Source organism: Gordonia sp. LMA167, assembly GCF_058130025.1.
In genome coordinates this window covers 1,126,933-1,147,606 of sequence record NZ_CM176708.1, presented here as the reverse complement: position 1 = coordinate 1,147,606, position 20,674 = coordinate 1,126,933, and the positions used below count along the sequence as shown (strand labels likewise).

Below are 20,674 nucleotides of genomic sequence, written 5' to 3'. Positions count from 1 at the left end.
TCGAGTAGGTTCCGAGCCGCCAGGCGAGGCACCGTATCGAGATCACACAACCCACCCGGTCTCGACACACCAACTCGCTGCCGCTCGCCGGCTACTCGACCAACAGACAGCACACCCCCATCGCTGATCGAGTAGGTTCCGAGCCGCCAGGCGAGGCACCGTATCGAGATCACACAACCCAACCGGTCTCGACACACCAACTCGCTGCCGCTCGCCGGCTACTCGACCAACAGACAGCACACCCCCACCGTTGATCGAGTAGGTTCCGAGCCGCCAGGCGAGGCACCGTATCGAGATCACACAACCCACCCGGTCTCGACACACCAACTCGCTGCCGCTCGCCCGCTACTCGACCAACAGACAGCACACCCCCACCGTTGATCGAGTAGGTTCCGAGCCGCCAGGCGAGGCACCGTATCGAGATCACACAACCCACCCGGTCTCGACACACCAAATCGCTGCCGCTCGCCGGCTACTCGACCAGCGGAAAGTGCTCGCCAGGCTACTCGACCAGCGGAAGGTGCTCGCCGGCTACTCTCCTGGGAACCGCGTGGGCGTCATGTACAGCGCAGACACGGCCCCCAACAGGGCCACGCCACCGAGTACCCACCACGCCTGAGTGAACACATCGTGCGCAGCCGCATATCCGACCGGACTTCCGATCACCGCGATCAACAGGCTGACGCCGAGGGCCATGCCGATCTGCCGGCTCATGTTGACCACCGCACTGCCGGTGGCGGATTGATGGGCAGGCAGGTCCGCGGTCGCCGAGGACAGGATCGACGGGAGGGCGAGACCCACACCGACACCACCGATCAGCCAGCCCGGCAGGATCTGCGTCGCATAGTCTGGTGTCTGACCCACCGACAACGCGATGAGCACACCGCCCAGGCCGAACAGCACACATCCGGCGGACACGATGACGCCCACCGGGATTCGCGCACTCAGCCGATGGGCCACCGCGGCGAAGATCGGCACCATCAACGGCCCGGTCGACACCGCGAAGCCGGTCTTGATCGCCGAGTATCCCCAGACCTGCTGCAGCCACAGGATGTTCGCGAGCAGCGCACCGGCAAACGGGATCGCGAAGAGCACCGCGGTGATGTTGGCGAAGGAGAAGGCGCGCACGCGTAGCAGCGCCGGATCGATCACCGGCTCGGGATGTCGGATGGAGCTGATGACGAAGCCCGCAAGCGCAACCGCGGCGACGACCCAGGAACCGGTGATCCGCGCATCGGTCCAGCCCCACTCACTCCCCTCGACGAGCCCGAGGGTCAGGGCACCGATCGACAATGCGAGCAGCGCCGCCCCCAGAAGGTCGGGAAGCGCTGTGACGGAATCATTCTGAGAACGAACGAGCACCACAGCACCGGCGATCAGTGCCGCGATGCCGACCGGGACGTTCACCAGGAACACCCAGCGCCACGACGCCTCGACCAGGAGTCCGCCGACCGCCGGACCGAGTGCCGCGGCGAGCGCACCCGTGGCTGCCCAGATCCGTACCGACCGGGCACGCACCTCGACCGGCATCGTCGACACCACCAGCCCAAGGCTGGCCGGAGTGAGAATCGCCGCACCGACGGCCTGCAGGCAGCGGAACGCCACCAGCCACCAGATACCCTCCGCGGCAGCACATGCCGCGCTGGCTGCGGTGAAGATCGCGAGTCCCAGAAGGAATCCGCCCTTGCGCCCGTAGCGGTCAACGATACGACCGGCCGGAACCAGCAGTGCGGCATAGATGATCGTGTAGGCGTTGAGCACCCACGACAGCTCCGACAGCCCCACGCCGTCGAAGTCGCGACCGATGTCGTCGAAGGCGACGTTGACGATGAAGACGTCGAGGCTGGCCATGAACGCCGCCAGCGAGAGGATGAGCAAGACGATGCCGGGCCGCTGTGGCCGCGTGGCCGACAACCCCATCGATACGCGTGTCGTGGTCATCGGGCCGACCACCCCAGGACACGACGGCTCTGCCGGGCCGAGGCGAGGAGCCGTCCGGCCTCATCACGGATGGTGGTGTCGTCGACCGACCACCCGCCCGACGTCGACACGTTGCGGGTGTGGACCAGCCGTGGTGCAGGACTCGCATCGTCCGGCTGCCCCATGAGGTGCATCGAGAACGCCACCGTCGGGACCGCCGCCGGTTCGGTGAGCGTGGGAAAGACCGCCGGCGGCAACGAATCGGCCAGCAGCGCGAGGTAGGCGGCATCCGGCGCCATCGGTGTGATGGTCGAGATCCACGCACGCATCCACGCCGCAGACGAGCCGGTCAGCGGCAACGGCCCGTCGGTGGGACGCAGATCGAGATGACCGCCCATCGGCACGATCTCCGGCGGGATCATGAAACGCTCGCACTCCTCCGGACGGCGCACGACCTCGGACGAGACGTCCTCGACGTCGGCGGGGCCGGGCGGCCCGACCCGCCCCATCGTGACGGAGGCCGTCGCAACCACTCGACCGCCCTGCGCGATGGACACGTCGACGACCCGGGTGGTGCGACCGACCTCGACGACGGTCGGTGACAGGACGAGCTCCCCGTCCGCCGGCTGCCCGACAAACCTCAGATCGAGCGCGCGGACCGCCACCTCCGGCGCGGCCGTGGACGCCGAGTGCACGGCCAGGGCGGCGATCACACCACCGTGCGGACCTGCCCACCCCCACCATGACCGGTCGATGGACGCCGACCATCTGCCGCCACCGATCGGCATCGCCGAGAACTCGTCCGCGAGCGCATACCTGCTTAGTTGTTTCATGAAACTCATGAAAGCAGACTTGAGTTGTTTGACGCAACTCACTAGGCTGAAGTCATGCGCCGCGCCACTTTCACCGACATGAACTGTTCCGTCGCCCAGACCCTGGAGATCGTCGGCGAATGGTGGACGCTGCTCATCGTCCGCGACGCCCTGTTCGGCGTCACCCGGTTCGACGAGTTCTCCAACCGCCTCGGCATCGCGCGCAACGTGCTCACCCAGCGCCTCGACACCCTCGTCGAACACGGCGTGCTGACCAAGGAGCCCTACCAGGACAAACCCGTCCGGTACGACTACCGACTCACCGAGAAGGGCCGGGAGCTGTGGACGGTGATCGCGGCGCTGCGGCAGTGGGGTGACAAGTGGGCGATCGACGGCGAACCGCCTGTCGTCACGACCCACCGATCCTGCGGTGAAGAGATGACAGTGGAATTCACCTGCTCGGCGTGCGGCGGACCCGTGACCCGCGCCGACCTGCGCGTCCAACCCGGCCCCGGGGCCGACGCCCACAGCCCGGTACCCCTGGCACGTCGCTGAATCCGATCACGCGTGCTCATATCCCGATAGAGAGGATCCTCATGCTCATCGATGGTCACACAGTCCTGGTCACCGGCGCTTCTGGCGGCCTTGGCACCGAGTTCGTCACCCAGATGCTCACCCGCGGAGCCGCCAAGGTCTACGCCGCGGCCCGACGCGAGATCGACGCGCCGGACGCGCGCGTCGTTCCTGTACACCTCGACGTCACCGACCCGGAAAACATCGCCGCGGTCGCCGCCGCTGCGCCCGACGTCGACATCCTGGTCAACAACGCCGGCATGCTCGCGGCTCCGTCGCTGCTCACCTCCCCGATCAGTGAGATCCGGGAGGTGTTCGACACCAACGTGTTCGGCGTCCTGGAGATGACCCGGGCACTCACCCCTGCGATGACCGCACGGGGGGGCGGCGCCGTCATCGACATCGCATCCGCCCTCAGCTGGGTGGCCACACCGGGGGCGTATTCGTCATCGAAGGCCGCGCTGTGGGGATTGACCAACAGCCTGCGCGCCGAACTCGCCGGTCAGGGCATCCAGGTCGTGGGCGCCCACCTGGCCTACACCGCGACACCGATGATCGAAGATCTCGATGTGCCCAAGCTGGAACCGTCGGTCGTGGTCGGCGCCATCCTCGACGCTCTCGAGCGGGGCGACGACGAAGCGATCGTCGACGACATCACCGCGGCGGTTCGCGCATCCTTGTCGACCAATACCACCGCCGCACTGACGTCCTGACGCCCCCACGGATCCGACCACTCGGGCTCGCGGCCGAACGGCAAGCACCAAACCCTCTCCCGACCTAATTAGAACGTGTTCTACTCTGGGGTGAAGACCCACACGTCACCGAGGAGCACGATGCGCTTCACCTATGCCGAGGCCATGACCGACCCCAGCTTCTACGCACCCCTTGCGCAGGCGGCTGAGCAGGCCGGGTACAGCGGTTTCACCATCCCCGATTCGCTGGCCTACCCGGCCGAATCGGATGCCACGTATCCCTACACCGAGGACGGGAATCGGGAGTTTCTCGACGACAAGGCGTTCATCGAGACCTTCATCCAGGCGGCGGCGCTGGGCGCGGTGACCGAGAAGATCCGGTTCACCCCGTTCGTGGTCAAACTCCCGGTTCGGCCGCCCGCCCTGGTCGCCAAGCAGGCGAGTTCGATCGCTTACCTGACGAACAATCGCTTCGCCCTCGGCGTCGGGACGAGCCCGTGGCCTGAGGACTACGACATCATGGGCGTGGATTTCAAGCGCCGCGGCAAGCGGATGGACGAGTGCATGGACATCATCCGCGGCCTCACCACCGGCGAGTACTTCGAGTTCCACGGCGAGTTCTACGACATCCCGAAGATCAAGATGACCCCCGCACCCACCGAGCCGATCCCGATGCTGGTCGGCGGGCACGCCGACCTCGCGCTGCGCCGCGCAGTGATCCGCGGGGACGGCTGGATGCACGGCGGCGGACCCGCCGAGGAGCTCGACGCACTGCTCGACAAGATCGCCGACATCCGCAAGGCCGAGGGAAAGACCAACGACCCGTTCGAGATTCACGTCATCTCGATGGACGCCTACTCGGTCGACGGATGTAAACGCCTGGAGGACAAGGGGATCACTGACGTCATCGTCGGATTCCGCATGCCCTACATCAAGGGCCCGGACACCGAGCCGCTGGAGAAGAAGCTCTCACACCTGAACTGGTACGCGGAGAACATCATCGCCAAGGTGAACGGCTGAGTGGGTCAACTCTCCAGATAGCGCAGGGCGGCCCGGGCGGCGTGGTGTCCGCACATCCCGTGCACCCCGCCGCCGGGCGGGGTCGCCGACGAGCACAGGAACACGCCCGGCACACCGGTCGCATACGGATTCGACGACAGCCGCGGTCGCGCGATCAGGTGCCGGAGATCGTTTCTGCCACCACCGATGTCGCCGCCGACATAGTTGGCGTTGTGCTGCTCGAGCTGGGCCGGCGAGGTACTCACCGACTCGACGATCCGATCACGGAAACCGGGGGCGAAACGCTCGATCTGCGCGGTCACGGCCTCGGTCGCATCGCCGGTGTAGCCGTGCGGCACGTGGGCATAGGCCCATAACGGCTTGATCGCCCCCGGACCACGCGACGGATCCGCCAGCCACTGCTGGGCCACCAGCGTGAAGGGACGTTCGGGCATCCCACCGGCCGCAACGGTCGCTTCGGCATGCGCGATCTCGGCCATGTCGCCGCCGAGATGGACCGTCCCGGAGCGTCGGGACTCGGGATTGGTCCAGCCGACCTCGCCGTCGATCAGATAGTCGACCTTGAACGCCGACGGACCGTGTCGATACCGGACAAAACGTCGAAACCGCCTCTCCGACAGTTGGTCGCCGAGGATGCGTGCGGCCGCGCCCGGCATCACGTCGAGCAGCACCGCATCGGCTGCGGCGACCTCGTCGATGTGCTCGACCGTCTGTCCCGTGGTGATCGTGCCACCCGCATCGATGATCACCGATGCCAGCGCGGTGATGATGGCCGACGACCCGCCCTCGGCGACGGGCCAGCCGTGACGGTGCCCGGCGCCGAGCAGCATCAGTCCGGCCGCTGCCGAACCCGGTCGGTCGAGCCGGGTGAAGCCGTGCGCAGCCACACCTGCGAACAACGCCCGTGTCTGCGCCGACCGGAACACCCGGGATGTCGCGGCCGCCGAGTAGAGCGCGCGATGTCCGAACTCCGCCAACAGGACCGGGTGCTTCGGGTAGGCGATGAGCGGGCCGAGGACATCGACGGCCAGCTCGTCGAAATCGCCGGCCACACCGCCGATCATGTCGAGCCAGGCCTCCTTGTCGACGCCGAGGCCCGCCGCGGTGTCATGGATCGAACGGTGCAGCACGGCGACCCGCCCGTCGTCGAACGGGTGCGTGCAATCGATCTCCGGCCATCGCCACCGGAGCCCGTGCTCGTCGAGCCGTAACGCATTCAGTGCCGGTGAACCGGCGCCGAGCGGATGGACCGCCGAGCAGTGGTCGTGGACGATGCCCGGACGCAGCATCTCCGACGACCGTGCGCCTCCACCGATGGTGTCGGCCGCCTCCACGACATGCACCGTGCAACCGGCGCGCGCCAGCACAGCCGCCGCGGTCAGACCGTTCGGCCCGCTCCCGACGACGACCGCTGTGGCCATCGCGATCAGCTGATCCGGAAGATGAGGAGGCGCTGAACCACGAAGTTGATCACTGTTGCGGTGCCCTGGGCGATCACGTAGGCGAGGAAGCTGTACACGATGGTCACCGGCCACATGTGCGACAGCCAGGTGTACAGGCCGACATTGACGAAGAAGGTCACGCCGTAGAGGGCGGCCACCGAGACGAACCGCACGAAGCTGGGTTCGGCCTCGAAGGTCCAGCGGCGGTTCAGCAGGTAGGCGGTGGTGGTGCCCAGGATGAAGCCGAACGACTTGGCGATCCAGAACGGCGTCCCGACGACGTACTGGAGCAGCAGCGTCAGCCCGAAGTCGAGGACGCCGGAACCCGCGCCGGTGATCGCGAACCGCACGACCTGCGTCTTGAGGTCGACGTTGGTCGACGCCTCGCCGTCACCGAGCGGAAGTTCCAGAGGTGTCGGCGCGTGGCGCGTGGAAAAATCCTCGTGGCGAGGATGCTCCTCGTATGCGCCGGATTCAGGTCGAGACACGCTCCAACCCTAGTCTGCGGTGACCAAACCTTGCGGCGGGACCTCGTCGTGCAGGCGGCGCGCGATCTCGTCGAGCATCTCGTCGACGTCGGCCTCGTCGCTGCCCGGGTAGTCCGCGACGACCTCACGCAGGCGTTGGCGCTGCGCGTCGAGCAGACGCTGGGCCTCCGCCTCGCCTTCGGCGGTGATCGATACCACTCCTTGGTCGATGGTGACCATGCCGCGTCGTGCCAGCGACTCGGCGGTCTCCTCGACCAGCGGCCGCGGCGACTCGGAGGCCTCGGCCATCGCCGATATCTCCCGGGTCCGCTCCTCGGCGACCCGGCTCACCATCCAGGCCTCGCCCCGCGACAGCGAACTCTGCGCGGTCTCGACGACGTACTCCCAGGCCCGCAACCGGTCGTCACGGCCCAACGTCTCCCACAACTTGAGCCGCAGTTCCTCCAACGAGGTCCGCGCCGACGGCATGCCGAAACTCTCCCCGGGATCGGCGGTCTTGGTGACCGTGCGCAGCGACACCTCGGGCAGCAGCCACGAGAGTACGAACGCGACGAACCCGATCGGCACGGCGACCAGGAACACCATGTGGAAGGCGTCGGTGAAGCCGTCGAGATACCAGTTCTGTACCTCCGGCGGGCACGCCGGAAGGGTGAGCGACGACGCCTCGAGCACGTCGGAGGAACACGGACCCACCGCCGCGGTCGGCACGGCGTCGGTGAGCTGGGCGTCCAGGCGGCTGTTGAACACCGCACCGAACGCCGCGACACCCACCGACGACCCGATGGTGCGGAAGAAGGTCGCGCCGCTCGTACCCGCTCCGAGGTCGCGATATTCGACGGCGTTCTGCACCGCGAGAACGAGCACCTGCATCACCATGCCCAGCCCGATACCGAGGATGAACAGGTACACGCTGGTCAGCACCTCGGAGGTGTCGCGGTCCATGGTGGACAGCAGATACAGGGCGACGGTGAAGATCGCACTGCCGATGATCGGGAAGATCTTGTATCGGCCGGTGCGGCTGATGATCTGGCCGCTGCCGATGGAGGTCAGCAGCAGACCCACCATCATCGGGATCATCCGTAGACCCGACGATGTGGCGGTCGCGCCCTGTACCGACTGCAGGAACAGCGGCAGGAAGGTGATCGCACCGAACATCGCGAAACCGACCACGAACCCGACCGATGCGGCGATCACGAACACCCGGTTGGTGAGCAGCCGGATCGGCATCACCGGTTCGGGGACCCGCAGCTCGACCGCCACGAACGCGAGCACGGCGAGCACGGAGAGCGCGGCCAGTACGAGGACGCGCACCGACGTCCAGCCCCAGAGCGATCCGAAGCTGGTGACGAGCACGATCCCGGTGGCGGCCGACGCCAACAGCAGGATTCCGAGGTAGTCGATCGACGGTTTGACCTGTGCCGCCGTCTTCGGCAGCACCAGGATCACCGCGACGAGCGCGACGGCACCGATCGGAAGGTTGATGTAGAAGACCCACCGCCAGCTGAGGTTGTCGACGAAGAAACCTCCGAGCAGTGGTCCGACGACGCTGGCGAAGCCGAAGACTGCTCCGAAGATGCCCTGGTAGCGACCGCGTTCCCGAGGCGGCACCACATCGCCGATGATCGCCTGCGCCAACACCATCAAACCGCCGGCACCCACCCCCTGCAAGGCGCGATAGCCGATCAGCTGCACCATCGACTGAGCTGTGCCACACAGCGCGGAGCCGACCAGGAAGATCACCACGCAGGCGATGAACAGGTTGCGCCGACCGTAGAGATCGCCGAGTTTGCCCCACAGCGGCGTCGTGGCAGTGGTCGCCAGCATGTAGGCGGTGACCACCCAGGTGAGGTGTTCGGCTCCGCCGAGATCGTTGACGATGGTGGGCAGCGCCGTGGAGACGATCGTCTGGTCGAGCGCGGCCAGCAGCATCGCCAGCATCAGACCACCGAAGATGTACCAGATCCGGCGCTGATCGAGGTCGCCAGCCGCGGGCGCATCGGCTGTGGGGGCACGGCCATCGCTCATGGGCCGACCTTACGTCGGAAGGTGTCGTCTCCGTGCGGGTTCGGGCGACGCGGCCGCGCCGGACGGCGAGGCCGAGCCGTCAGTACTCCTCCTCGACATCGGAATCGCGCGCGGCCTTCTCACCACGGTCGAGCTCGGCGAGTATGGCCAGGTCATCGTGGTCGAACTCGAAGTCGAACAGGTCGGCGTTCTCCGTCTGCCGGCCGGCGTGCGACGACTTCGGCACGACGCTGACACCGTTCTGCACGGCCCACCGCAATGCGATCTGGGTGGGCGATTTGCCGTACTTGCGTGCCAGTTTGATCACCGACGCCTCCCCGAGCATGCCCTCCTTGCGACCGGTCGGATGCCACGCCTGAGCATGGATACCCTTGTCGGCCATGAACTCCCGCAGCTCGGTACGGGCCAGTGCGGGAGAGCACTGGATCTGGTTGAGCGCCGGCCAGCGTCCGGTCTCGTCGTAGAGCATCTCCAGGTGATGCTGCTTGAAGTTCGACACCCCGGCGGTACGGATGAACCCCTCGTCCGCGAGCGTGAGCAGAGCCTTCCACGACTCGACGGTCCGACCGAGGCTCGGACACGGCCAGTGGATCAGGTAGATGTCGATATGGTCGACGCCGAGACGTCGGGCACTGTCCTTGGCCGCGTTGATCGCCTCGTCGAATCCCTGATCGCCCCCGCCGAGTTTGGTCTGCACCACCACCTCGTCGCGAGGCACACCCGATTGACGCAGCCCGATCCCGACACTGCGTTCGTTGCTGTAGCGGCTGGCCGTGTCGAGCATCCGGTACCCCGCTCGGAGCGCTCCCGCCACCGCCGAGACACCGGGCCGCCCCAGCATGTCGAACGTGCCGAGTCCCACCATCGGGATAGAGAGTCCGTTGTTCAGCTGCACTGACGGAATGTCCACGAAGCAAGAATAGGTCCAACCGGGCATCTGGGCGTGGTGGTCGCGTCGGTCATCTACGCTGCCGATCATGAGGTCTGGACGTCTGCGGCGCACCGCCGCGGTGGCTATCACCACCCTGGCCACCGCGATCGCCCTGGCGGTTGGCCATCCGACGGCAGCAGCCGAGAACGTTCCGGGCACCGGAGCACCGCACTGGTCGGGTCTGGATGTCCGCAGCTACACAGGCCCCGTGCCGCACAAGGCCGGCACACTCATCGCACACGTCCCGCTGGATCGAGGGTTGAGCGTCCCGGGCGCCGCACAGGCCTACCGGATCCACTACGCGACACCGGATCAACACGGCCGGCCCGCGACCAGTACCGGAGCCGTGTTCGTTCCGGCCGGCACCCCGCCGCCCGGTGGTTGGCCGGTGATCGCGTGGGCCCACGGCACCACCGGGCTCGGTGACAACTGCACACCGTCGGCGCAACCGCGCAGCGCCCGCGACTCCGCCTACCTCGCGCACTGGCTGCGGCAGGGCTACGCCATCGTGTCCACCGACTACGTCGGTCTCGGCACACCAGGGTTGATGAGCTACCTCAACGGCGATTCGGAGGCCCATTCCATCGTCGACTCGGTCAAGGCGGCCCAACAGATGGGCCTGCCGCTGAGCAAGCGCTGGGCGATCGTCGGCCAGTCCCAGGGGGCCGGGGCCGCGCTGAACGGTGCACGCCGGGCGAGCGTGCTGTCGGCGGGCTCCGGACTCGACTATCGCGGCGTGGTGGCGACCGGGACACCGGCCAACATCGAGCAGATCATCGCGCTCGGCGGCCCGACGTTCCCGCCGGTCACCCTGCCGGCCGGCCTCAACACCTATGCCACCTACATCCTGGCCGGATTCATCGAGGCCCGTCCCGATCTGCGGACACAGGCGGCGCTCAGCCCGCTCGGCAACCGGCTGATCGGCAAGGCCCGGTTTCTCTGCTACCCGGAGATGCACGAGCTGATGGCGGGCCGGGACCTGCGCACCCTGTTCCGCGCTCCGCTCGGCAGCATCCCGGGCGTGCGGGAGGGCCTCACCGACTACATGAGCACCCCGTACTCGGGATATGACCGCCCGATCTTCCTCGGCCAGGGCCTTCTGGACACCGATGTGCCGGCCCCGTCGGCGCTGTCGCTGTACGCGCAGATGCGCGCCGCGAACCAGCCCGTCGAGCTGCACGTGTACCCCACCAAGGACCACTCCGGCACTGTGCTCGCGTCCATGGCCGATTCGACCCCTTTCCTCCAACGCATCATGAGGTGACAGCACCGTGACCCGAACCGCGCAGTTCGACGACATCATCATCGGCGCCGGGCACAACGGACTGACCGCCGCTGCCTACCTCGCCGGCGCGGGCCGCTCGGTGCTGGTTCTGGAGAAGACCGATCACGTCGGCGGCGCCGCGGTCTCGGCGATGCCCTTCCCGGGACGGCCGGCGCGGCTGTCGCGATACTCGTATCTGGTGTCACTGATGCCGCAACAGATCATCACCGACCTCGACCTCGACATCCGGCTGATCCGGCGGCGGTACTCGTCGTACACGCCGCTGCCGAACGATCCGGCCACCGCCATCCTCGTCGATCACGGTGACACCGATGCCACCGCCGAGTCATTCCGTCGCGCAACGGGTTCCGACACGGTGTTCACGGCGTGGCAGTCGTTCTACACCCGGATCGGCCTGATCGCACAACGCGTCTTCCCGACGATGCTCGAACCACTCCGATCGGAAGGACAGATGCATGATCTGGTGATCGGCGGCGATTCGAGCGAGGCCGAACTCTGGGAGATGCTCACCTCACAACCCCTCGGCGACCTGCTCGAGCAGTATTTCGACGACGACGTCGTCCGTGGGATCGCAGCGACCGACGGGCTCATCGGCACCTTCGCCGATCTCGCCGATCCGTCACTGCGACAGAACATCTGCTTCCTCTATCACGTCATCGGCGGCGGGACCGGCGACTGGGACGTCCCCGTCGGCGGCATGGGTGCGGTGTCCGGCGCGCTGTACCAGGCCGCCTCGGCGGCCGGCGCGGAGATCCGGACGGGCGTGCAGGTCGTCGGGATCGATCCGCACGACGGCACCGTCGAACTCACCGACGGCACGGTGTCCGGGACGATGCTCTACGTGGCGTGTGCGCCGCAGGCCGTCAACGAGTTCCTCGACGATCCGATCCCGACCGAATCAGAGACGCGGGGAGCACAACTGAAGATCAACCTGCTGCTCGATCGGCTGCCCCGACTGCGCGACGAGTCGATCTCCCCCGACGCCGCGTTCGCCGGCACCTTCCACATCAACGAGAGCGCGACACAACTCCACGACGCCTGGCGGCAAGCCGATCGCGGACAGGTACCCGAACTCCCGCCGTGCGAGATCTATTGCCACACACTGTCCGACCGGTCGATTCTCGGGCCCGAGTTGGACGGTCGGCACACACTCACCCTGTTCGGGCTGCACACGCCACCGGAGGTGTTCGATTCGCCCGGCGCGGTCGAACATGCCGTGGGCGCCACCCTGGCCTCCCTGAATTCGGTGCTCGCCGAACCCATCCAATCGGTTGTGTCCCACGACGTGACCGGCAATCCGTGCATGGAGGTGAAGACCCCCCAGGATCTCGAGGAGATCCTGGGACTTCCCGGTGGCAACATCTTCCACCGCAGCCTGCAATGGCCCTGGGCCGAGACCGAGGCCGACGTCGGCACCTGGGGCGTCGAGACGCAACACCCGCGGCTGCTGCTGTGCGGCGCCGGAGCACGACGTGGCGGCGGCGTCAGCGGCATCCCGGGACGCAATGCGGCGCAGAAGGTGCTCGGCGGTTGAGGGCCCCCGCGGTGCGCATACGGCTCGCGCGTCTGCGTGATGTGTTCTGGTTCCTGCCCTTGGTGATGGGTCTGATCGCGATCGTGCTGGCACAGGGATTGATCGCGCTCGATCGCTCCCTCGACACCGCCGGGATCGGGACCGGTGCACTGCTCGACCGGGTGGGGGCCAGCGGCGGTCGCGACCTGCTCGGAGCCATCGGCGGATCGATGTTGGCCGTGGCGGCGACGTCGTTCTCGATCACCATCTCGGTTTTGGCCACCGCCAGCTCGACCTACGGGCCGCGGCTGGTGCGCAACTTCATGAACGACCGCGGCAACCAGTTCGTGCTCGGTATGTTCGGCGCCACCTTCCTCTATGCCCTGATGGTGCTGCGCGCGATCACCGCCGGGCCGACGATCGAGACCACCTTCGTCCCCGACCTCGCCGTCAACGTGGCGGTGCTGCTCGCCGTGATCGACGTGCTCGTGCTGGTCTACTTCATCAACCACATCGCGACATCGATCCAGGTGTCGACCCTGTCGGCGCGGGTCCGTTCCGAGCTCGACGCCGTCGTGGAATCGCTCTACCCCGACGACCCACCCGACAACGCAGAGCCGGCACCCACGCCACCCGGCGGCGACCTGATCACCGTGGAGACATCGGGATTCGTCATCGCGATCGACGAGAACGCCTTGTACCGCGCGGCCGTCGATGCCGACTGCATGATCGCGGTGCAGGTCCGGCCGGGTGATCATCTCGTCGACGGTGAACCACTCGCCCGGGTACATCCGAGCAAGGACCGGTACCTCGACGACGACGAGACCGACGCGGTCGGCGACGCCGTCCGCGCGGCGATCTCCCTGGGAGACACCCGAACCCCTTATCAGGACATCCAGTTCGCGGTGCAGCAGCTGACCGAGATGGCCGTGCGGGCACTGTCTCCCGGCACCAACGACCCGTACACCGCGCACAACTCACTGAACGAGCTCGCGGCCGGGATGGTCCCGCTCGCCCGTCGTTCGGCCCCGGATCTGGGACGCACCGACGAGGACGGCACCGTACGGCTGATCGTCACCCGGTTGCCTCTGCAGGAGCTGATCGACGACGTGTTCGGGGCGGTCCGGACCTACGCGCTCGACGCCCCGATCGCGATGACCGCCGCGATCATGCTCGCCCGGCGCATCGGTGTGGCCGCGGTCGATGCCGATGTCCGCGATGCCGTGCTCGAGCATCTCGATCTCATCGACCAGGCCCTCGGCCGTGCCGACGATCCGGTGAACGCGCGCTTCTGCCGCGGTGAGATCGACCAGGCCCGTGCGGCGATCCGGGCGTCCGTCACCGACGCTCGGTGAGATGCACCTGCACCGGATCCCCGGTGGACTTGCCCAACTGAGTCAGCAGCGTGCCCTTCACCGGCAATTTGTGCGTGCCGTCGCCGAGCGCCATGAAGGAACTCTCGAACGGATGGCCATCGACCGTGCCGGTGACCTTGACCAGCCCACGGGTGCCGAAGTACTCCGCGGTCCAGTCGGTGACCACAAAGGTCCAGCCACCCGGCGCCTCGCTGGTCTCCAGCGTCGCGGTGAATGTCTTGTCCAGGGGTGTGCCCATGACGGCCTCCTCGATAACCAGTGTTGCTGATTACGACCTGATCGGGCGCAGGTTCTCATCGGGAGCCGACGACCGTACCGGGCCAGGTACCCTCATGAGCGATGTCTACTCACGAGTTGTTGCCGATCGAGACCCGAAAGCTGATGGGCTGGGGCCGCACGATGCCGATTCAGGGGCACGTGCTGTCGACGCCGTATCCCGAGGTCATCGCCGAAGCGGTCGCACGCGTCGCCGACGACAACGCGGACAAACCCGACTACCTCAAGCGTGGCGTCATCGCCCGCGGACTCGGCCGTTCCTACGGGGAGAACGCCCAGAACGCCGGCGGTCTCACCATCGACATGACCCCGCTCAACCGCATCTACTCGATCGACGAGGAGACCGCGATCGTCGACGTCGACGCCGGTGTGGACCTCGACACGCTCATGCGGGTGGCGTTGCCGCACGGGCTGTGGGTGCCCGTGCTGCCCGGCACCCGGCAGGTGACCGTCGGCGGCGCGATCGGCTGCGATATCCACGGCAAGAACCATCACAGTGCGGGTAGTTTCGGCAATCACGTCACCGAGATCACCCTGCTGTTGGCCAACGGGAAGATCATCACCATCACCCCCGAGGGCACGGACGACGACCCGGACGCCTCGATCTTCTGGGCGACGATCGGCGGCGTCGGTCTGACCGGCATCATCCTGCGCGCGAAGATCCGGATGACCCGCACCGAGACCGCCTACTTCATCGCCGACGGCACGGTCACCAGCACTCTCGACGAGACGATCGCGCTGCATCAGGACGGCAGCGAGTCGAACTACACGTACTCGTCGGGCTGGTTCGACGCGATCAGCAAGCCTCCGAAGCTGGGGCGCGGAACCTTCTCCCGCGGATCGCTGGCGACCCTGGACCAGCTGCCGCCGGAGTTGGCGAAGGACCCGCTGAAGTTCGACGCCCCGACTCTGCTGAACTTCCCGGACATCTTCCCCAACGGTCTGGCCAACAAGCTCGACTTCTCGATCGTCGGCGAGGCCTATTACCGGATGGGCGGCAATTACACCGGCAAGATCCAGAACCTGACGAAGTTCTATCACCCGCTCGACTTGTTCGGGAACTGGAACCGCGCATACGGCTCCAAGGGCTTCCTGCAGTACCAGTTCATCGTCCCGCCCGAGGCCGTCGACGATTTCAAGAAGATCATCTTCGACATCCAGGCCTCCGGGCATGTCAGCTTCCTCAACGTGTTCAAGCTTTTCGGCCCGGGAAACAAGGCGCCGCTCTCGTTCCCGATGGCCGGGTGGAACATCTGCGTCGACTTCCCGATCAAGAAGGGGCTGGCCGAGTTCTGCAACGAGCTCGACCACCGCGTCATGTCGATCGGCGGCCGGCTATACACCGCGAAGGATTCGCGGACGTCGGCCGAGACCTTCCACGCGATGTACCCACAGATCGGCGACTGGATCGCCACCCGGCGCCGCGTCGATCCGGATCAGGTGTTCATGTCCGACATGGGCCGTCGCCTCGAACTGTCCTGATCCGACCAGCGATCCGAACACGCCTGAACCTCACCAGCTTCGAAGGAGAACTCACAACATGATCAATGCCGTCGGCGTGCCGCGGTCCGTCCTGGTGTTGGGCGGCAGTTCCGAGATCGGCCTGGCCATCACCGAGGAGTACCTCAAGAAGGGCCCGATGCGAGTGGTCCTGGCCACCGTGCCGGGCGACCCGACGGCGGCCGCGGCCGTCGAGAAGATGAACACCGCCGGGGCGTCGAGCGTCGAGCAGATCGACTTCGACGCGCTCGCACCCGACACCCATCAAGCGGTGCTGGACAAGGCCTTCGCCGGCGGTGACATCGACGTGGCGATCGTCGCGTTCGGCATCCAGCCCGACGACGAGAAGGCCTGGCAGGACCAGCGGACCGCGGTCACCGAGGTGGGGATCAACTACACCGCAGCGGTGTCGGTCGGAGTGCTGCTCGGCGAGAAGATGCGCGCCCAGGGCTTCGGTCAGATCATCGCGATGAGCTCGGTGGCCGGGGAACGGGTGCGCCGCAGCAACTTCGTCTACGGCTCCACCAAGGCCGGCCTCGACGGTTTCTACCTCGGCCTCGGGGACGCCCTGCGTCCGTTCGGAATCCACGTGCTGGTGGTCCGGCCGGGTCAGGTCCGCACCCGACTCTCCGCGCACGTTGCCGAGGCGCCTCTGACGGTGAACAAGGAAGACGTCGGACGGCTCGCGGTCGCCGCCGCCGACAAGCACAAGGAAATCGTCTGGGCGCCGGGTCCGTTCCGGTTCGTCATGATGATCCTGCGGCACATCCCCCGGCCGATCTTCCGCCGCCTGCCCATCTGATCGTGGGGGTATCCGTCCGCCACGCACGCGACGTCGGCGAGCTGGTCATCGGTGCTGTCGTCGGTGCGCTCATCGCCTTTGTCGGGCTGAAGGTCATCGCGTCCGTCGACTGGCCGGCCTTCAATTCGTCGAACGTCACGCGTGCACTGACCACTGTCGGTCAGGTGCTGGCCGTTGTCGTCCTCGTCGCCGCCGTCCTGCTGCACCGCTATGGCAAGCCACGGTGGCTGACCAGTCTGCTGTCGGTCGCCGCAACCGCGGGTCTGGTCACCGTCACCCTCGGCATGCCGCTGGGGGCGACGCGCCTGTACCTGTTCGGTCTGTCTGTCGATCAGCAGTTCCGGACCGAATACCTCACCCGGATGACCAGCAGCCCGCGGCTGGCCGACATGACCTACATCGACCTCGCGCCGTACTACCCGGCGGGCTGGTTCTGGTGGGGCGGCCGGTACGCGAACCTGGAGGCGCTGCCCGGCTGGGAGGCCTACAAGCCGTGGGCGATCATCTCCATGGCGACGGCAGCCGCGGTGTCGATCCTGCTGTGGAACCGGTTGGTGGGCCCGAGTCGGGGCATCCCGATCGCGCTGGCGGTCACCGTCGTCACGCTCATGTACGCCTCGCCCGAGCCGTACGCCGCGGTCCTCGTCTTCATCGGCACCCCGATGCTGATCACGCTGCTCTACGCTTTGCGCGGCCGGTCCCGTAACGCCGACGGCGCGGTCGGCGGACTCCGCTCCGCGACGAGTTGGGCCGCGGTGCTCGCTGCGGGGGTCTTCCTCGGCCTGAGCGCCACGTTCTACACCCTCTACACCGGCCTGTTCGCGCTGACCGCGGTGGTGATGGCGCTCTATCTCGCTGTCCAGGCGTGGTTCAAGGCGTCGAACCTGGCCGACCCCCACGTCGGGGCGCATCGTCGGGACGTCATCGTGGCGATTGCGGGACGACTGGCCACCATCGGGGTGATCTCGGGGCTCATCGCCCTGCTCGTGTGGGCGCCGTATCTGTGGTCGCGCGCGCGCAGCGAGCCCTCGAGTGGCGGCACCGCCGAGCACTACCTCCCGGATCGCGGCGCGATCCTACCGATGCCGTTCTTCCACTTCACCCTGGTCGGGATGATCACCCTGATCGGGTTGATCTGGCTGCTGCTGCGTTTCCGTGCCCGGACCATCGCGCTGGCGCTCGGCCTCACGGTGGCGGTGATCTATCTGTTCGGCCTGTTGTCGATGGCGCTGACCGCCGGCGGTTCCACCCTTTTGTCCTTCCGACTCGACACCATCCTGAACGCTTCGTTGACGGCTGCGGGAGTCCTCGGCATCGCGGAGGGATCGCGTTGGGCGGTCCGCAGATTCGGGGATGTGCGGTTCGCGATCGGCGCGGTCGCGACGATCTCGGCGATCGCCCTCGCCCAGGGCGTGCCCGGATATCTGTCCACCGAGATCACCACCGCCTACACCGATACCGACGGCTACGGCAAGCGCGCCGACCAGCGTCCGCCGGGAGCGGAATCGTACTTCCCCCAGATCCATCGGCTGATCCGGGTGCAGACCGGTAAGCCCGCCGATCAGAACGTGGTGCTCACCGCCGACTACGGATTCCTGTCCATCTACCCGTACTGGGGTTTTCAGGGCCTGACCTCCCATTATGCGAACCCATTGGCGGAGTTCGACAAACGGGCCAAGACGATCGAGCGGTGGTCGGAGTCGACGACACCGGACGAACTGATCCGCGAACTCGACCGGTCGCCGTGGAAGCCGCCGAACGTCTTCCTGTTCCGCTATGCCGCCGACGGTTACACGTTGCGGCTGGCGAAGGATGTCTATCCCAATGACCCGAACGTCAAGCGTTACACGGTGACCTTCGATCCCGCGGTGTTCTCCGACCCGCGGTTCGCGGTGACCGAGGTGGGTCCCTTCGTGGTGGTGGTGCGCAAATGATCGTGCCCAAGAGTGATTTCCTGATCAGCCGCGTCGATGCCGGGTCGTCGTCGGCCTTTCTCGTGCACACCGAGGTGGTGAACTGGGTTCTGCTGCAAGCGGATTCGGGTATCACCCTGATCGACGGCGGCTATCCCGGCCAGGCGTCGGATGTGGTGGAGTCGATCCGGCACATCGGGGGCCGCCCTGAGGACATCCGCGGGGCGTTGCTCACCCACGCACACGTGGACCATCTGGGCGGGCTGATCTCGCTGAGTGAGAAGTACGGATTCGACGTCTTCATGGATCCGGTCGAAGTGGCCCATGCGCGGCGGGAGTACCTCCAGCAGGCCGGCCCCGCCGACATCGTCCCATTGGCCTACCAGCTTCGGGTGCTGCGCTGGCTGGCCAAGGTCGCGCCGCTGGGAGTGTTGAGCCGCAAGGGAATTGCCGACGCGAAACCGTTCCCCGAGCCGCTCGACCTCCCCGGCGGCCCGGTGCCCGTCGCGGCCCACGGACACACCGACGGGCACAGCGCCTTCCTGGTCGCCGACGGCCGGGTCCTGGTATCCGGCGATGCGCTGGTGAGCGGGCACCCGATCTCGAAGATCGTCGGACCACAGTGCCTGTCGAAAGCGTTTCAGCACGATCTGGTTGCGGCGCGGCGGACGATCGAATCCTTCACCACGCTCGATGCGACGGTCCTGTTCCCCGGCCACGGTCCCCGCCACGACGGCTCGGTCGCCGACGCCGCGCGCCGCGCACTCGAGGTGTCGTAACCGTCCCCGCCGATCGAGTAGGCACCGAGCCCCCAGGCAACCATCCCCGCTGAACGTCCCCCGCTGATCGAGTAGGTACCGAGCCGATAGGCGAGGAACCGTATCGAGATCACCCACAACAGGTTTCGATACACCCTCCGCTAGCGCTCCGGGCTACTCAACCAGCAGACAGCCCCCCGCCGACCAAGCACCGTCCCCGCCGATCGAGTAGGTACCCAGCCCCCAGGCAACCGTCCCCCGCTGATCGAGTAGCTACCGAGCCGCTAGGCAACCGTCCCCTGCTGATCGAGTAGGTACCGAGCCGCCAGGAAACCGTCGCCCCGCTGATCGAGTAGGTACCGAGCCGCTAGGCGAGGAACCGTATCGAGATCACCCACAACAGGTTTCGATACACCCTCCGCTAGCGCTCCGGCTACTCAACCAGCAGACAGCCCCCGCCGACGCTCCGGGCCACTCAACCAGCAGATGCTCAACGCGCAGACGTGCCGCCCGACTCCTCGGCAAGCGACTTGATGCGATCGAGTCGACGATCCCAGCCGCGGGCGATGGCGTCGAGCTGCCGTGCGACCTGGCTCAACCGAGACCCGACCGGCTCGTAGCGCACCTCACGGCCGGACTTCGTCGCCGTCACCAGGCCGACGTCGGTGAGCAACCGAAGGTGCTTGGCTATCGCCTGCCGGCTGATCGGCAGTTGTTCTGCCAGAGCCGATGCCGACGCCGGAGACCGCGACAGTGTGACCAGGATGTGCCAGCGGCTGTCGTCGGCGAGCGCCGCGAACAGCTCGACCGGAACCTGGGGGTCCCCGACGTCGGCGAGGTCGGACTCAGGCACTCGCGGCCGCCCCGGTGAGGTGGGCGCGCGCGACGTCGAGTTCGATCTGCCAGCCCTGGGTGTGGTCATCGAATCGCGAGCGTCGATTGGCCTCCGGTTCAGAGAGCGTGGAGAACCCGCTCTCGGCGACCTTGAGAACCACACCGGAATCGACCGGGGTGAGCCAGAATTCGACCAGAGTGGACGAACTCGCGGGATCGTCGGCGTCGATATGCCAGCGGAATGCCGCATACTTCGGCTCGTCGAGCGCGACGGTCCGGAATGCGAAGCGGCCGTGGGTGGGGTCGGTGACGTAGCTGATGTCCCCGTCGCGCTGGATCTGATGATCGACGACCTGCTGATCGTTGACGTACCAGCCGGGTTCGCTCACCAGCGACCAGACGTGCTCGGCCGGCGCCTCGATGGTGATCTCACGTTCGATGCGATCGAATTGGGTGTCCATGATGTCCTCCAAGGGTGTTTGACTGCAACCCAATGGTTGCACATAGTGCCGGC

Annotated in this window: 19 protein-coding genes; 10 read left to right on the top strand and 9 right to left on the bottom strand. The window is 66.8% G+C overall.

All coding sequences use genetic code 11. From position 1 onward, the window contains the following. Positions 1 to 531 precede the first annotated feature (531 nt). Together ACVT6V_RS05085 and ACVT6V_RS05080 are read right to left on the bottom strand one after the other, a co-directional pair. Entirely contained in the window at positions 532 to 1,941 is a 1,410-nt protein-coding gene (locus tag ACVT6V_RS05085; protein ID WP_489898727.1) for an MFS transporter, read from the bottom strand. Further along, the gene (locus ACVT6V_RS05080) at positions 1,938 to 2,762 is read right to left on the bottom strand and encodes an acyl-CoA thioesterase (protein WP_489898726.1); all 825 of its coding nucleotides are present in this window, start codon (positions 2,760 to 2,762) and stop codon (positions 1,938 to 1,940) included. Before ACVT6V_RS05080 ends, ACVT6V_RS05085 begins: the two co-directional genes overlap by 4 nt. Positions 2,763 to 2,807: 45 nt before the next feature. Here ACVT6V_RS05080 and ACVT6V_RS05075 point away from each other — a divergent pair, with 45 nt between their 5' ends. The 3 genes from ACVT6V_RS05075 (at position 2,808) to ACVT6V_RS05065 (ending at position 5,017) form a co-directional block, all read left to right on the top strand. Further along, positions 2,808 to 3,287, top strand: coding sequence for a winged helix-turn-helix transcriptional regulator (locus ACVT6V_RS05075; protein WP_489898725.1), 480 nt, complete (start codon positions 2,808 to 2,810; stop codon positions 3,285 to 3,287). Between the two features lie 41 nt (positions 3,288 to 3,328). Further along, positions 3,329 to 4,018: an SDR family oxidoreductase gene (locus tag ACVT6V_RS05070; protein ID WP_489898724.1), complete on the top strand. Its 690-nt coding sequence runs from the start codon at positions 3,329 to 3,331 to the stop codon at positions 4,016 to 4,018. Between the two features lie 120 nt (positions 4,019 to 4,138). Beyond that, on the top strand, positions 4,139 to 5,017 hold the full coding sequence (locus ACVT6V_RS05065) for a TIGR03619 family F420-dependent LLM class oxidoreductase (protein ID WP_489898723.1): 879 nt from the start codon (positions 4,139 to 4,141) through the stop codon (positions 5,015 to 5,017). A gap of 5 nt (positions 5,018 to 5,022) precedes the next feature. On the opposite strand, the gene ACVT6V_RS05060 is transcribed toward ACVT6V_RS05065, so the two are convergent. The 4 genes from ACVT6V_RS05060 to ACVT6V_RS05045 form a co-directional block, all read right to left on the bottom strand. After that, entirely contained in the window at positions 5,023 to 6,438 is a 1,416-nt protein-coding gene (locus tag ACVT6V_RS05060; RefSeq protein WP_489898722.1) for a phytoene desaturase family protein, read from the bottom strand. A 5-nt stretch (positions 6,439 to 6,443) separates the two neighbouring features. Next, positions 6,444 to 6,947 (bottom strand): GtrA family protein, encoded by a 504-nt coding sequence (locus ACVT6V_RS05055; protein ID WP_489898721.1) that lies wholly within the window; start codon positions 6,945 to 6,947, stop codon positions 6,444 to 6,446. A gap of 9 nt (positions 6,948 to 6,956) precedes the next feature. Next, complete coding sequence (locus ACVT6V_RS05050; protein ID WP_489898720.1) at positions 6,957 to 8,972, bottom strand: MDR family MFS transporter; 2,016 nt, start codon at positions 8,970 to 8,972, stop codon at positions 6,957 to 6,959. A gap of 79 nt (positions 8,973 to 9,051) precedes the next feature. Beyond that, positions 9,052 to 9,882 (bottom strand): aldo/keto reductase, encoded by an 831-nt coding sequence (locus ACVT6V_RS05045; RefSeq protein WP_489898719.1) that lies wholly within the window; start codon positions 9,880 to 9,882, stop codon positions 9,052 to 9,054. Positions 9,883 to 9,949: 67 nt separating this feature from the next. Between ACVT6V_RS05045 and ACVT6V_RS05040 the strand changes: the two genes are divergently transcribed. The 3 genes from ACVT6V_RS05040 to ACVT6V_RS05030 are packed head-to-tail and all read left to right on the top strand — an operon-like array spanning position 9,950 to position 14,056. Next, positions 9,950 to 11,167: an alpha/beta hydrolase family protein gene (locus tag ACVT6V_RS05040; protein WP_489898718.1), complete on the top strand. Its 1,218-nt coding sequence runs from the start codon at positions 9,950 to 9,952 to the stop codon at positions 11,165 to 11,167. Between the two features lie 7 nt (positions 11,168 to 11,174). Beyond that, a complete protein-coding gene (locus tag ACVT6V_RS05035; RefSeq protein WP_489898717.1) occupies positions 11,175 to 12,722 on the top strand; it encodes a phytoene desaturase family protein in 1,548 nt (515 codons plus the stop codon). Next, positions 12,719 to 14,056 carry a DUF2254 domain-containing protein gene (locus ACVT6V_RS05030; RefSeq protein ID WP_489898716.1) on the top strand — a complete coding sequence of 446 codons (1,338 nt, stop codon included), beginning with the start codon at positions 12,719 to 12,721 and terminating at the stop codon, positions 14,054 to 14,056. The genes ACVT6V_RS05035 and ACVT6V_RS05030 overlap by 4 nt, the downstream gene beginning before the upstream one ends. On the opposite strand, the gene ACVT6V_RS05025 is transcribed toward ACVT6V_RS05030, so the two are convergent. Further along, positions 14,040 to 14,315: a DUF1905 domain-containing protein gene (locus tag ACVT6V_RS05025; RefSeq protein WP_489898715.1), complete on the bottom strand. Its 276-nt coding sequence runs from the start codon at positions 14,313 to 14,315 to the stop codon at positions 14,040 to 14,042. The genes ACVT6V_RS05030 and ACVT6V_RS05025 overlap by 17 nt on opposite strands. A gap of 101 nt (positions 14,316 to 14,416) precedes the next feature. On the opposite strand from ACVT6V_RS05025, the gene dprE1 reads away from it, so the two are divergent. The 4 genes from dprE1 to ACVT6V_RS05005 are packed head-to-tail and all read left to right on the top strand — an operon-like array spanning position 14,417 to position 19,347. Then, positions 14,417 to 15,835 carry a decaprenylphosphoryl-beta-D-ribose oxidase gene (dprE1, locus tag ACVT6V_RS05020; RefSeq protein ID WP_489898714.1) on the top strand — a complete coding sequence of 473 codons (1,419 nt, stop codon included), beginning with the start codon at positions 14,417 to 14,419 and terminating at the stop codon, positions 15,833 to 15,835. Between the two features lie 58 nt (positions 15,836 to 15,893). Next, on the top strand, positions 15,894 to 16,655 hold the full coding sequence (dprE2, locus tag ACVT6V_RS05015; RefSeq protein WP_489898713.1) for a decaprenylphospho-beta-D-erythro-pentofuranosid-2-ulose 2-reductase: 762 nt from the start codon (positions 15,894 to 15,896) through the stop codon (positions 16,653 to 16,655). Positions 16,656 to 16,657: 2 nt separating this feature from the next. Beyond that, on the top strand, positions 16,658 to 18,589 hold the full coding sequence (locus ACVT6V_RS05010; protein WP_489898712.1) for a galactan 5-O-arabinofuranosyltransferase: 1,932 nt from the start codon (positions 16,658 to 16,660) through the stop codon (positions 18,587 to 18,589). Next, positions 18,586 to 19,347: an MBL fold metallo-hydrolase gene (locus ACVT6V_RS05005; protein WP_489898711.1), complete on the top strand. Its 762-nt coding sequence runs from the start codon at positions 18,586 to 18,588 to the stop codon at positions 19,345 to 19,347. The genes ACVT6V_RS05010 and ACVT6V_RS05005 overlap by 4 nt, the downstream gene beginning before the upstream one ends. A gap of 469 nt (positions 19,348 to 19,816) precedes the next feature. On the opposite strand, the gene ACVT6V_RS05000 is transcribed toward ACVT6V_RS05005, so the two are convergent. Continuing rightward, on the bottom strand, positions 19,817 to 20,179 hold the full coding sequence (locus ACVT6V_RS05000) for an ArsR/SmtB family transcription factor (RefSeq protein WP_489898710.1): 363 nt from the start codon (positions 20,177 to 20,179) through the stop codon (positions 19,817 to 19,819). Next, positions 20,172 to 20,621 carry an SRPBCC domain-containing protein gene (locus ACVT6V_RS04995; protein ID WP_489898709.1) on the bottom strand — a complete coding sequence of 150 codons (450 nt, stop codon included), beginning with the start codon at positions 20,619 to 20,621 and terminating at the stop codon, positions 20,172 to 20,174. Before ACVT6V_RS04995 ends, ACVT6V_RS05000 begins: the two co-directional genes overlap by 8 nt. Between the last annotated feature and the right edge of the window lie 53 nt (positions 20,622 to 20,674).

Excerpts from the sequence above, each read along its gene's own strand:
- ACVT6V_RS05040 (WP_489898718.1), top strand. The coding sequence starts at position 9,950 with ATGAGGTCTGGACGTCTGCGGCGCACCGCCGCGGTGGCTATCACCACC.
- ACVT6V_RS05005 (WP_489898711.1), top strand. The coding sequence starts at position 18,586 with ATGATCGTGCCCAAGAGTGATTTCCTGATCAGCCGCGTCGATGCCGGG.
- ACVT6V_RS05085 (WP_489898727.1), bottom strand. The coding sequence starts at position 1,941 with ATGACCACGACACGCGTATCGATGGGGTTGTCGGCCACGCGGCCACAG.
- ACVT6V_RS05080 (WP_489898726.1), bottom strand. The coding sequence starts at position 2,762 with ATGAGTTTCATGAAACAACTAAGCAGGTATGCGCTCGCGGACGAGTTC.
- dprE1 (WP_489898714.1), top strand. The coding sequence starts at position 14,417 with ATGTCTACTCACGAGTTGTTGCCGATCGAGACCCGAAAGCTGATGGGC.
- ACVT6V_RS04995 (WP_489898709.1), bottom strand. The coding sequence starts at position 20,621 with ATGGACACCCAATTCGATCGCATCGAACGTGAGATCACCATCGAGGCG.
- ACVT6V_RS05070 (WP_489898724.1), top strand. The coding sequence starts at position 3,329 with ATGCTCATCGATGGTCACACAGTCCTGGTCACCGGCGCTTCTGGCGGC.
- dprE2 (WP_489898713.1), top strand. The coding sequence starts at position 15,894 with ATGATCAATGCCGTCGGCGTGCCGCGGTCCGTCCTGGTGTTGGGCGGC.
- ACVT6V_RS05075 (WP_489898725.1), top strand. The coding sequence starts at position 2,808 with ATGCGCCGCGCCACTTTCACCGACATGAACTGTTCCGTCGCCCAGACC.
- ACVT6V_RS05065 (WP_489898723.1), top strand. The coding sequence starts at position 4,139 with ATGCGCTTCACCTATGCCGAGGCCATGACCGACCCCAGCTTCTACGCA.
- ACVT6V_RS05025 (WP_489898715.1), bottom strand. The coding sequence starts at position 14,315 with ATGGGCACACCCCTGGACAAGACATTCACCGCGACGCTGGAGACCAGC.
- ACVT6V_RS05050 (WP_489898720.1), bottom strand. The coding sequence starts at position 8,972 with ATGAGCGATGGCCGTGCCCCCACAGCCGATGCGCCCGCGGCTGGCGAC.
- ACVT6V_RS05060 (WP_489898722.1), bottom strand. The coding sequence starts at position 6,438 with ATGGCCACAGCGGTCGTCGTCGGGAGCGGGCCGAACGGTCTGACCGCG.